Genomic DNA, 11202 nt, shown 5'->3' on the forward strand with positions numbered 1-11202 from the left:
ATATTGACCGACAGCCTGTCGGCCTTGCGGTCGAGCAGCGGCGAAAGCTGCAGCATCTCGGCGATGGCGCCGACACGGCGATCGATCTCGGCTTTGGCAGCCCCTCGCATTTTTGGTCCATAGGCAAGGTTCTGGCGCACCGTCATATGCGTGAAGATGGCGTAGTTCTGGAACACGAAGCCGACGCCACGCCGGCCCATCGGCACGCCGGCCATGTCGCGCTCGCCAAACAGGATCTTGCCGCCGGTCGGTTCTTCCATGCCGGCGATCATGTTCATCGTCGTCGACTTGCCGCAGCCCGACGGGCCGAGCAGCGCCATGAACTCGCCATCTGATATTGCCAGGTCCATGGTCTTCAGCGCGGTGAAGTCGCCGAATTTCTTGACCAGGTTTTGCAGGTGGATGGCGCTCATGCCGGTACCTCGCGTGCACGCGCCATGCGCTTCATGGCAAACACTGCGACGATCGACAGCACGACCAAAATGGCCAGCGCGATCGCCGCCACATAGCCCCAGATCAGGTCCTGCGTGGTGAGCTTGTAGATGTAGACCGAGATGGTTTCGGTAGCGACGCCTGGACCGCCGCCGGTCATGATGTAGAGCGTGTCGAAGATCTTGAAGTTCTCGATCACCCGGATCGCCAACGCGATGATGATGATCGTCTTCATCTTCGGCAGCACGATGGTGACGAAGCGCTGCCACGGATTGGCGCCGAGCAGCGTCGCCGCCTTGATCTGGTCCTCCGGCACGCCGACCAGGCCGGCAAGCAGGATAAGGAACATCAGCGGCGTCCATTGCCAGATGTCGGCGACCATCACCGCAATCAGCGCCAGAGTCGGATCCGACAGCCAGGCGATGGTGACGAGAGATCCGGTGAGCGCCGACAAGATGTCGTTCACCGGGCCGCCCGACTGGAACAGCATGAAGAACATGTAGCCGGCCACGGCAGGCACCACCATCATCGGCATCAGCAGGATCGAATAGAAGACGCGCTTGCCCGGGAAATCGTCGGCAAACAGTGTCGCCAGCGCCAGCCCGAGCAGGAATTCCGCCGGCACGCAGACGATCATGACGATGGCCGTACGCTTCAGCGCGCTCCAGAAGCGCGCGTCGGCGGCGAGATCGGTGTAGTTGGCAAAGCTGTTCCACATCGACCAGGCGTTCCACCAGCCGGTGCCCGACAGGGGCGACCAGTCGGTGACGCTGATGTAGAGCTGCATCAACAGCGGGAAGGCCGAGATGAACAGCACCAGGATCTGCGCAGGTAATGTCAGCCGGAAACCCAGCCTTGCGCCCTCATCGCGCGAAACCGGCTTTGCTCCGACGGCTTTCACCTCATCCTTGGAAGTCATGACAGTCACCGCGCTCATTGCTTGAGCGCCCCGAATGTCAACCCGCGCACCAGATGGCGTTGGATGGCGATGCCCATGATGACCGGCGGCACGGCCGCGATCAGGCCAAGCGCTGCCTTGGCGCCATAGAGCTGCCCGGTCATCGAGGAAGAAAGAGAGGCCATGTAGACCGGGATGGTCACCCATTCGCGCGTCGTCAGAAGCAGCGCGATCAGATAGTCCGACCAGTTGAGGATGAAGACGAAGAGCGCGGCACTGGCCAGCGGCGCGCGCATCATCGGCAGCGTGATGCGCGTGAAGACGCGCAGCCGCGAACAGCCTTCGACAAGCGCCGCCTCCTCGATCTCGCGCGGCATGTCGTCGAAGAAGGTCTTCATCAGCCAGAAGGCGAACGGCAAGGTGACGATGCCGTAGATCAGCGCCAACCCCCACCAGCTATCGGTGAAGTTGAGGAAAGCCCACATGATCATCACCGGGATCATGACCGCCATCGGCGGAAAGATCCTGAGTTGGATCAGCGCCAGCGGCAGGTTCTGGCCGGAGCCGAAACGCGACAGCCCATAAGCCGCGGCAGTGCCCGCCGACATGGCGATCACCGTGCCGAAAACCGCCGACAGCAGCGATGCGAGGATCGGCTTCAGCGCGGTACGGTCGAGCGCGACGATCAAATTGTTGGTCGACTCGCCGAAGACGAAACGAAAATTGCTGAGCGTCGGGTTCTTCGGCCACCAGGTCAGGTCGGCGCCGGTCGCCGACCATTCGGCGATCGGCTTGAACGCCATCGATACCATCCACAGGATCGGCACCAGCGTCACCGCCATGGCCGCGAAGATCGCGGCATAGCGGAATATCAGGAAAGGAACGGAACGCTTCATCTGGCGGCTTTGCTGGTGGCGCTGTGGGCGGAGGGGAAAAGCAGGCTCCTCCCCTCCTTCGATGTGATCCAGGGAGATGGATCAGACGATCGGGTCGAGAACTGTCGGCCAGGCCTCCTTGTTGGTCTTGATGGCTTCGAGCAGTTTGTCCTCGCCGGTGCGCCGCACGATCTTCTTCCACTCCGCCTCGGTATCGGCCATCGCCTGCTCGGATGTCTTGGCCTTGGTCAGCGCCGCCATGAGGTTCTCGTCGAGCGCATTGTGGAAGGCTGTCGCGCCGGGATAGTTGATGGTCGGCACGGTGCGCGCCACCGTCTCGCGCACGACGTCCATGTGGTAGGCATGATAGGTCTGGCGCACCAGCGGATCGGAGAAGTCCGAAAGCCGGAACGGGTCCAGATAACCGCCGGGATTGGCACTCATCCAGGCGTAGATACGGGCCGAGCCCAGCCATTGCAGCAGGAGATAGGCAACCTCCTGGTTCTTCGACTGCGACGAAACCATGCCGGTCAGCGAGAACCACAGCACGGAACGGCTGATCAGCTTGCCGTCGATCTCGCGGCCTGGCGGCAGCATCGAGCCGATCTTGCCGGTGACGGCCGAATCCTTGTTGCCGGCATTGTCGAGGAATTTCGGCAGGTTGGAGAAGGCGCAGGTCATCGCCGCACCACCCTTGGCGAAGTTGCCGTATTGCTCCGGCCAGCCCCAGGAGATCGCATCCGGCGAATGATGTGCGAGCGAAGCGACATATTCGTTGGTGGCGGCGATGCCTTGCTCGGAATTGATCATCGGCTTGCCGTCATCGCCAAACAGGAATTGGTTGGGCGAAGCCATCGAGACATAGCGCTGGTACCAATTGGTATAGCCCCAACCCTGGTTGCGCAGGTCGGTCGAGCCGAACAGGCCCTTGTCCGGTCGCTGGAAGAAGGCGGCGATGTCGCCATGCTGCTTCCAGGTCTTCGGCGGCGCCAGATCGTAGCCGTATTTGTCCTTGAAGGCCTTCTTCTCGGCTTCGTCGCCGAACAAATCGGTGCGGTAGACCCAGGTCTGGAAGTCGCCATCCAGCGATACGCCATAGTTGGAGCCGCGGTATTTGTTGAGCAGCGACACGCCCTTGGCGCCGTTGACATAACCGCTGACGGGATCGTCCCATTCGGGCTTGTGCTGCGCGACAAAGTCATCGAGCTTGGCGATGCCGCCGGTTTCGGCGAGGTCGCCGAGGCGGTTCCATTCGGTCGAATAGATGTCGTAGGCCCCACCCTTGGTGGAGATGTCCTGCATCGTCTTGGTGAATTCCTGGCCGTTCGGCAAACCGACGATTTCGATCGCGATGCCGGTTTCCTTTTCCCACAGCTCCTTGATCGACGGCGCACCGGCCGGGAACGGCTGCGTGAGCTGGCCGATCGAGCCGTCGGACAGGCCGAGCACGATCTTGGCGGGCGCCTTGCCGGCGCCCTTCAGCGCCTTGGCCGCCTCGATGGCGCGGCCTTCCGGCGTGTCGGCGCCATACTGGTAGCGCTCGGCTCCATCGAAGCCCGTCGGGCCGCCGATCATGCCTGGCGCCAGCGCGTCGGCCGCATAGGCGCGGCCGGGACGAATGAATTGGGGTGCGATACCAGCGGCGGCCATGATCACAGCCGCCTTTCCTCCGGATGCCAGCAGCCGGCGCCGCGAGATGCGGATCAAGTCAGACATTGAAACTCCTCCCTCAGGGCCACGTTTCCTCCACGGCCCTTATGAGGGATATTGACGGCAGCATGGCAAGGCTGTCAACATCATAAATAATCAAAACACCTCACAACATCGCAATAGGGCAAGGAAATGCACAAAAACGGGATCCATGCATCATGCCGGGTGCTTCAATTTGAGGGCACACGACCCTTCCCGGCCCTGCGCAGCCCTGCCGGACCATTTGATTTAGCGCGGCGGCTTGCGCATGGGCTAAGGGCGGATACATCATTTCCCATCAGAATCGCCGATGGCGGGGAAGCCGTCACCAGCCGATCTGACGCATGCAGGAGATGAAAGACGGTGCGTTCCACCCTGACTGACATAGCCCGGGAAGCCGGCGTCTCGGCCGCCACCGTCGACCGCGTGCTCAACAACCGACCCGGCGTGCGGGCGCGCACGCGCGAAATCGTGCTCGAAATGGCGCAGCGCCTCGGCTACATCGCCGAAGGCCCGAACGGCGCGCCGCCACGGCCCTCGCCTGGCGAGGTCATCCGACTCGACTTCGCGCTGCCGGCCGGCACCAATTCCTTCATCAAGATGCTGCACCGGCACATCGAGGCACAGGCTCTGGCGCGGCCCGACCTCGATGTCCATATCGCCACCATCGAGGGCTTCAATCCTGACCGGCTCGCCCGCCTGCTGCAGGACCTGCGCGGACAGACGCAAGGCGTCGGCGTTATAGCGCTCGACCATCCGACGGTGCGCGAAGCGATCCGATCCCTGTCGGCCAACGATATCAAGGTGGTGACCATCGCCTCCGACATCCTGCATGTGCCCAGGGTCGCCTATATCGGCATCGACAACCGCGCCGCCGGGCGGCTGGCCGGCTATCTGCTCAACCGCTTCATGGGATCGGGGCATCCGGGCAAGGTGGCGCTGTTCGCCGGCTCGCTGTCCTATCGCGGCCACGAAGAACGCGAGATGGGGTTCCGCCACGTCCTGACCGAGGAATCACCCAACCTGCAGATCGTCGAGATGCGCGAAATGCTCGACGACCGCGAGAAGGCCTATTCGGAGGCATCGGCCCTGCTGGAGCGGCACCCCGACCTTGCCGCGATCTACAATGTCGGCGCCGGCAACACCGGCATCGCCCGCGCGCTCAAGGAGCACGGCCGCGCCCAGTCCATGGTCTTCCTCGGCCACGAGGTGACGGACGGCACCAAGGACCTTCTGCTCGACGGCACGCTCGACGCGGTCATCGACCAGAACCCGCGCGTCGAAGCCCGCGAAGCGCTCAACACTTTGACCCATGCGGTCCGGGGATTGCCCTATGAACTGCACCAGCCAAGGCTGCAGGTGATCTTCAAGGAGAACATCCCAGAGATTTGACGGACCAGACGAACGGGGCAGCGCGGTAAAGCGCCCGCCCCGCTCGATGCTTCCAGTCTATTGGACGGCAGCGACTTCAGCCGCGGCGCCATCGACAAAGCTCTTGTCGACCCATTTTCCGTAGTCGATCGAGCCCTTCAGGAGCCCGGCGCTGGCCATGAATTTCTCCTCGCCCTGCAAGGCGGCGATCGCGTCGTCGGTGAGTTTCGGATCCTGGTGGAACACCCCGTCGGCATAGGTCTTGCGGACGGATTTCTCCGACGACTTGGTCGCCTCCACAAACGTCTTGATCGTCTCGTCCGGATGAGCGTCGGCCCAACGCGAAATCTCGATGTCGACCTTCAGCAGCCGCTTGACCAGATCGGGATATTTCGCCGCGAAGGCGCCGTTGACCGAGATGACGTTCGGCACGTTCCATTCCGGATGGGTGCTGGTGTCGAACAGCACCCGCGCCTCGCCGGTGTCGCCCAGCTTGGCCGCCGTCGAATCCGTCTCGACAATGGCGTCGATATCGCCGCGCAGCAGCGCCGGGCCGGATGCCTCGAAAGGCAGGTTCAGACCTTCGACGTCATTGGTGGTCAGGCCGACGCTGTTCAGTGCCTTGCTGAAGTTCGAATGCCGCACCGTTCCGGTGAGATAGGCGACCTTCTTGCCCCTGAGATCCTGCAGCGTCTTCAACGGCGAGTCGGTTTTGACGACGATGTAGGAACCGCCGGCCTTCACATAGCTCGACAGGCCGATCAGCTTGACGTCGGCGCCGGACGCAGCAACGCGCAGCGCCGGATTGTTGCCGGTATAGGTGAACTCGATGGCGCCGGTCGCCAATGCCGTCGTGGCTTCCGAGCCGCCGTTGAAGGTCACCAGTTCGACCTTGATGCCGTCCTTGGCGAATTCCTTGTCCCACCAGCCGTCCTTCTTGGCGAGGATGAATTTGAGGTGCCCCGGCGCCGTGCTGCCGATGCGGATGATGTCAGGCTTGTCCTGTGCGAAGGCAGGCATGCCGCCAAGGCCGATTACGACGGCAATGGCGCCCTTCAGAAGCAGCCGGCGAATTGCGTCGAATGGGATGTTGGGCATGGGAAAATCCTTCCTGTTTGGAATGAATGGGGCCGCTTAAATGAGCGAGGTCTCGGACTGGCCCTTCCAGGCTGTTGCCCAGCGCTCGAACCAGACGAGCAGGTAATTGACGGTCAGGCCGATGACGGTCAGCGTCAGGATGCCGGCGTACATGTCGGCCGTTTCCATCATCAGCTGCGAATTCTGGATGAGGAAACCGAGGCCGGATTTGGCCGCCAGCATCTCGGCGCCGATGACCGCGAACAGCGAGGATTTCACCGCCAGCCGAGCGCCGGCGACGATCGAGGGAATGCTGGCCGGCAGGATGACTTTCCGGAACAGGTCGAAGTCGGACGTGCCCATCGAGCGCGCCGCCTTGATGAGCAGCGGATCGACCGACTTGACGCCGCTGATCGTGTTGACGAGGAGAAAAAACACCGAGGAGTAGAAGGTGATCGCGACCTTCGATTCCTCGCCGATGCCGAGCAGCAGGATGAACACCGGCAGAAGCGCGAATTGCGAGGTGTTGCGCAGCGTCTGCACCAAAAGGTCGGAAACCTTCTCGAACAGCGAATAGCGCCCCATCAACAGACCGAGCGGGATGGCGACCACCACGCCGAGTGCGAAGCCGATCGCAGCGCGCTGCAGGCTTATGCCGATATGCTCGATCAGCACGCCCGAGGCGAGCAGCGCCCACCCGGCGACCAGCACCTCGCTCAGCGGCGGAAAGAAGATCCGGTTCAGCCAGCCGAGCCGGGGCGCGATCTCCCACAGCAGGAAGAACAGGCCGAGCAGCGGCAAGCCATAGAGGAATGTGCCGCGGCTCGCTTTCTTGCTCCGGATCTTGGCGTTGGCCTTGATGGCGGGGACCCTGGCGGCGGCTACCGTTTCGCCAGCGCCGGCAAACAGGTGGAGCGCTCCAGCGGAGCCAAACTTCTCGGTCAGATAGGCCATGGGTCCAGTTCCTCAGTGACTGAAGGCTGGCGACAGAGTCCAGTCCTTCTGCGCCTTGTTGACCTCGTCGCGCAGCACGTCCCAGACGCGAGCGCGATATAGATTGAATTCGGCGCTGGCGCGGATGTCGCCGTCGCGCGGCCGTGGCAGGTCGATATCGATGATCTCCTTCACCGCGCCCGGCCGCGCCGTCATCACCACCACCCGGTCGGCGAGGAAGATCGCCTCGTCGATCGAGTGGGTGACGAAAATGACCGTCGTGTTGATCTTGCCCCAGATCCGCAGCAGCTCGCCTTGCAGAAGCTCGCGCGTCTGCTGGTCAAGCGCCGCGAACGGCTCATCCATCAGCAACACTTCCGGGTTGCTGGCCAGCGCACGCGCGATCGCCACACGCTGCTGCATGCCGCCGGACAGCTGGTTGGGAAAACGGTCCTCGAAGCCGGCAAGGCCGAACAGCGACAACAGATGGCGGGCCGTCGCCGTGCGCTCAGCCTTGGCCACGCCGCGCACTTCCAGCGCATATTCGATGTTGGCGAGCGCCGTGCGCCAGGGAAACAGCGCATATTGCTGGAAGACATAGCCGGTCTTCGGGTCGGGCCTGGTGATGCGCCGGCCATCGAGCTTGACGTCGCCGCCGGTCGCCTGCGTCAGCCCGCCAATGATGTCGAGCAGCACCGACTTGCCCGAGCCGCTGGGGCCGACCAGCGTGATGAACTCGCCCTTGCGGATCGAGAGGTCAACGCCATCGAGCACGGTGACGCGGTCGGTCGCCTCGCCATCGACGGTGACGAACTGCCCCGGCTTGAGCTGGAAGGTCTTGCTGATGTCGCTGACGACGATACGGTCCATATCTGTCTCCGATCGGTTCACTGCGCCACGCGGATGCGGTGCGTCGGGTCGAATTCCGAGCCGCCGGCCTTGCCGCGCTTCCAGCCGAGCGCGCGGGCATAGGAGCCAAACAGCTGTCGGGCGTCGGCCTGAGCTTCCGTGATGCCGGTCGGCCCTTCGGCGAACTCGGCCACATAGAGCGCGTCGGTCGGGCAGTAGATTTCGCACAGGAAGCAGGTCTGGCAGTCCTCCTGGCGGGCGATCACTGGCACGCCGCTCTCGGTCGCGTCGAAGACGTTGGCCGGGCACACCTTGACGCAGATGTCGCATTCGACACAGCGCGTGGCCGAGACGATCTCGATCATGACGCCAGCTCCGCCAGCCGCTCAGGCGCGCCTGCGATGCGGAACGCATCCACACCGGTGATGACCAGCCGGTGCGCGAAGGCCGGGCTCTTGCCCGGCAAATCGGTGCGGCGATGCATACCGCGGCTCTCGGTGCGGTGCAGCGCTGCGGCCACGGACCAGCGCCCGGCGGCGGCGATCGAAGCTGCCTCTCGGGTACGGACCCTATCCAGCCCGTCGCCTTGCAGATGGTCGCGCACGTCGCGCCAGACACTCTCCAACCGCTCGCCGCTTTTCTCCAGGCCTTCGCCGGTGCGGAAGAAATTCTTGTCGAGCGGCGTCACCTCACTGCGCACCGCCTCGATGACTTCGCCTGCCGAGATGTCGACGCGCGGCGATGATGCAGGACGTAATCCAGCCTGGCCAAGCGACTGCACCTCAGTGCGGAATGCCTTGCCGGTCCGGCGCTTGGCATGGGTCGAAGCGCCCTTGCCCGCCCACCAGCCGCTGGCCAGCGCCCAGGACGAATTGACGGCGCCGCCGCCCGACACCGCACCGGTCATGATCTCGCGGCTGGCCGCGTCGCCGGCGACATAGAGGCCGGGTACGCCGGTGGCGCAATCGTCGGAGACGATGTCTATGCCGCCCGTGCCGCGCACCGTGCCTTCGGCGCGCAGGGTGATGCGGAACAGCTCGCTGAAAGGGTCGATGCCGGCGCGGTCATAGGGCACGAAGCAATTCGGCTGGCCCTGGCGCAGCCAGCCCTGCAGCGCTGGTTCGGCCTGATCGAGCCGCGCGTAGACCGGGCCGTCGATCAGCGCGCGCGCCACTTCCTCCTCGCGGTCGCCGATGCCGTTGCGCAACGGCTCGCCGGTCGGCCCGACGATCGGTGAGCCATCTTCGCGATGGAACGACGCCCAGCGGAACGGCAGCCCCTTGTTCAACGAGGAGCCGTAGGGCGCCAGCGTGTATTTGCCGGTGAACTCCATGCCCGACAGGCTGGCGCCGGCCTCCGCCGCCATCAGATAGCCGTCGCCGGTCAGCCCGGTCGCGCCGAGGATGCGCTCGCGGAAAGCGCAGCCACCGGTCGCCAGCACCACCGCGTTGGCGTCGACGCGCCAATCCTGGCCGATCTGCCTGGCGACACCGGCGGCGCCGACGATGGCATCGCCGTCCGACAAAAGTTCGAGCGCGGGATGATGGTCGAGGACGGTGACGCCGGCCAAAAGCACGCGGCGGCGCATGAAGCGCATGTAGTCCGGGCCGCGCAGATTGGCGATGTAGAGCCGGCCGTCATCCTCGCTCGGGAAGGGATAGCCCCATTCGGAGAGCCTGAGCAGGTTGCGGTAGGCGGTGTCAACGCAGCGCAGCATCCAGCGCGGGTCGGCGAGTTCGCCGGTGCGCTGCCAGCGTCGCTCGACCACGGCATGCCTGTTGTCGCCCGGCGGCACGCACCAGGTGCCGGTGTTGGACGGCGCGGTGGCGCCGCTGGTGCCGAGATAGCCCTTGTCGGCCAGCACCACCTTGGCGCCGGCCTCGGCCGCGGCGACTGCTGCCCAAGCTGCCGACGGACCGCCGCCCAGCACCAGCACGTCGGCCTGGAGCAGCAAGCTGTCGGAAGCGGATTTTTGCGGCTTGGGCATGGAGACCTGGCGAATAAAGTCGAAGCAGGCGCTAGGCCGCGCGGGCCGCGCTGGAAGACCACACCGGCTCGTTGCCCGCGCTCCACTTGATGTTGCAGCCGATCGACGGCGCCTGGCTGGCAGTGGGCCTGCCGCCCTCCAGCACCGTATCGACCGCCGCGCGCAGATCGGCACCCGTCACCGGCTTGCCGTTGCCCGGCCGCGCATCGTCGAACTGGCCGTGATAGGCGAGCCGCCGGTCAGTGCCGAACAGGAAGAAGTCGGGCGTGCAAGCCGCGCCATAGGCTTTCGCCGTCTGCTGCGACGCATCCTTGAGATAGGGGAAGGAATAGCCGAATTTTCCGGCCTCCTCGCCGATGCGGGCGAGCGTCTCCTCCGGATGCGCCTCGTGGTCGTTGGCGTTGATCGCCACCACCTGCAGCCCCTTGCCGGCGTAATCCCTGGCGAAAGCGGCAAGCTGCTCGCGGATCAGCACGACGAACGGGCAGCGGTTGGAGATGAAAGCGACGAGCAAGGCCGGCTTGGCGTCGAAATCGGCAAGGCGGTGCAGCACACCTTGCGCGTCGGGCAGCAGGAAGTCGGCGGCCCTGGTGCCGAGGTCGACCGGATTGGACTCTGTTTTCGGCATCGATGCGCTCCCTTGTGCAACCATTTTCACAGGCCAAGATGCGAGCGCTCCGAGCGCTCGCAGTTAGTCTATGAATTTAGTATAATTATAGGCTGGAGAGCGCATTCACGGTCAACCGCGCGGCTTAGAATATCGTGCCAATGTTTCAGGCCGAGCCGCCAAGTTTGTTCGGGCGGAAGCCGATCCGGAGAAATCCGGACGGACAGCATTTATGAAGCGCAACGGGGTTCGGCGACGAAATTGTACTGCCCAGCCGAACCGTCTTGCGATTTTCGCGACGTCATTCCCCTTCCGGATAGAGCGCTTTCGCCAGGTCGCGGATCGCATCCGATGTGCGCGGGCCGAAGCCGATCATGTAGGCGCCGTCGAGCACGACCAGCGCCTTCTTGGCTGCCGCCGGCGTTGCCGCCAGCGCGCGGTTGCCGAACACCAGCTCGGCCGACGGCCCGCCCTTGCCGTCGCC

Annotated in this window: 11 protein-coding genes and 1 pseudogene; 1 reads left to right on the top strand and 11 read right to left on the bottom strand. The window is 64.2% G+C overall.

Features of this window, described 5'->3' with window-relative positions; all coding sequences use genetic code 11:
• From ENZ75_RS07685 to ENZ75_RS07700, 4 genes are all read right to left on the bottom strand, one after another.
• The coding region (locus tag ENZ75_RS07685; RefSeq protein WP_164887755.1) for an ABC transporter ATP-binding protein at positions 1-413 on the bottom strand (413 nt) is incomplete at its 3' end.
• Positions 410-1369, bottom strand: a complete 960-nt coding sequence (locus tag ENZ75_RS07690) for a sugar ABC transporter permease (RefSeq protein ID WP_063168541.1) — start codon at positions 1367-1369, stop codon at positions 410-412. The genes ENZ75_RS07690 and ENZ75_RS07685, both read right to left, overlap by 4 nt.
• Positions 1366-2226: a carbohydrate ABC transporter permease gene (locus ENZ75_RS07695; protein WP_024501565.1), complete on the bottom strand. Its 861-nt coding sequence runs from the start codon at positions 2224-2226 to the stop codon at positions 1366-1368. Before ENZ75_RS07695 ends, ENZ75_RS07690 begins: the two co-directional genes overlap by 4 nt.
• Positions 2227-2307: 81 nt before the next feature.
• Entirely contained in the window at positions 2308-3921 is a 1614-nt protein-coding gene (locus ENZ75_RS07700) for an extracellular solute-binding protein (RefSeq protein ID WP_063168542.1), read from the bottom strand.
• A 336-nt stretch (positions 3922-4257) separates the two neighbouring features.
• Between ENZ75_RS07700 and ENZ75_RS07705 the strand changes: the two genes are divergently transcribed.
• Positions 4258-5286 carry a LacI family DNA-binding transcriptional regulator gene (locus ENZ75_RS07705; RefSeq protein WP_024501567.1) on the top strand — a complete coding sequence of 343 codons (1029 nt, stop codon included), beginning with the start codon at positions 4258-4260 and terminating at the stop codon, positions 5284-5286.
• Positions 5287-5343: 57 nt separating this feature from the next.
• On the opposite strand, the gene ENZ75_RS07710 is transcribed toward ENZ75_RS07705, so the two are convergent.
• The 7 genes and pseudogenes from ENZ75_RS07710 to ENZ75_RS07740 form a co-directional block, all read right to left on the bottom strand.
• Positions 5344-6363, bottom strand: a complete 1020-nt coding sequence (locus ENZ75_RS07710) for an aliphatic sulfonate ABC transporter substrate-binding protein (RefSeq protein ID WP_063168543.1) — start codon at positions 6361-6363, stop codon at positions 5344-5346.
• Between the two features lie 36 nt (positions 6364-6399).
• On the bottom strand, positions 6400-7296 hold the full coding sequence (locus ENZ75_RS07715; RefSeq protein WP_127224208.1) for an ABC transporter permease: 897 nt from the start codon (positions 7294-7296) through the stop codon (positions 6400-6402).
• 12 nt (positions 7297-7308) lie between these two features.
• Positions 7309-8145: an ABC transporter ATP-binding protein gene (locus tag ENZ75_RS07720; RefSeq protein ID WP_013530817.1), complete on the bottom strand. Its 837-nt coding sequence runs from the start codon at positions 8143-8145 to the stop codon at positions 7309-7311.
• 17 nt (positions 8146-8162) lie between these two features.
• Positions 8163-8489, bottom strand: coding sequence for a ferredoxin family protein (locus ENZ75_RS07725; RefSeq protein ID WP_013530816.1), 327 nt, complete (start codon positions 8487-8489; stop codon positions 8163-8165).
• A complete protein-coding gene (locus tag ENZ75_RS07730) occupies positions 8486-10111 on the bottom strand; it encodes an FAD-binding protein (protein WP_024501571.1) in 1626 nt (541 codons plus the stop codon). The genes ENZ75_RS07725 and ENZ75_RS07730 overlap by 4 nt, the downstream gene beginning before the upstream one ends.
• A 31-nt stretch (positions 10112-10142) precedes the next feature.
• Entirely contained in the window at positions 10143-10739 is a 597-nt protein-coding gene (locus tag ENZ75_RS07735) for a thioredoxin family protein (RefSeq protein ID WP_063168544.1), read from the bottom strand.
• Between the two features lie 280 nt (positions 10740-11019).
• Positions 11020-11202, bottom strand: a pseudogene (locus tag ENZ75_RS07740) (ABC transporter substrate-binding protein); the annotation flags it as partial.

The organism is Mesorhizobium sp. M7A.F.Ca.CA.002.04.1.1, assembly GCF_004022805.1.
GTDB classification, from domain to species: Bacteria; Pseudomonadota; Alphaproteobacteria; order Rhizobiales; family Rhizobiaceae; genus Mesorhizobium; species Mesorhizobium ciceri.

What these genes read in the sequence shown, in the direction of transcription:
- ENZ75_RS07720 (WP_013530817.1), bottom strand. Translation starts at nt 8,145, where the DNA reads ATGGACCGTATCGTCGTCAGCGACATCAGCAAGACCTTCCAGCTCAAG.
- ENZ75_RS07710 (WP_063168543.1), bottom strand. Translation starts at nt 6,363, where the DNA reads ATGCCCAACATCCCATTCGACGCAATTCGCCGGCTGCTTCTGAAGGGC.
- ENZ75_RS07715 (WP_127224208.1), bottom strand. Translation starts at nt 7,296, where the DNA reads ATGGCCTATCTGACCGAGAAGTTTGGCTCCGCTGGAGCGCTCCACCTG.
- ENZ75_RS07725 (WP_013530816.1), bottom strand. Translation starts at nt 8,489, where the DNA reads ATGATCGAGATCGTCTCGGCCACGCGCTGTGTCGAATGCGACATCTGC.
- ENZ75_RS07735 (WP_063168544.1), bottom strand. Translation starts at nt 10,739, where the DNA reads ATGCCGAAAACAGAGTCCAATCCGGTCGACCTCGGCACCAGGGCCGCC.
- ENZ75_RS07700 (WP_063168542.1), bottom strand. Translation starts at nt 3,921, where the DNA reads ATGTCTGACTTGATCCGCATCTCGCGGCGCCGGCTGCTGGCATCCGGA.
- ENZ75_RS07695 (WP_024501565.1), bottom strand. Translation starts at nt 2,226, where the DNA reads ATGAAGCGTTCCGTTCCTTTCCTGATATTCCGCTATGCCGCGATCTTC.
- ENZ75_RS07690 (WP_063168541.1), bottom strand. Translation starts at nt 1,369, where the DNA reads ATGAGCGCGGTGACTGTCATGACTTCCAAGGATGAGGTGAAAGCCGTC.
- ENZ75_RS07730 (WP_024501571.1), bottom strand. Translation starts at nt 10,111, where the DNA reads ATGCCCAAGCCGCAAAAATCCGCTTCCGACAGCTTGCTGCTCCAGGCC.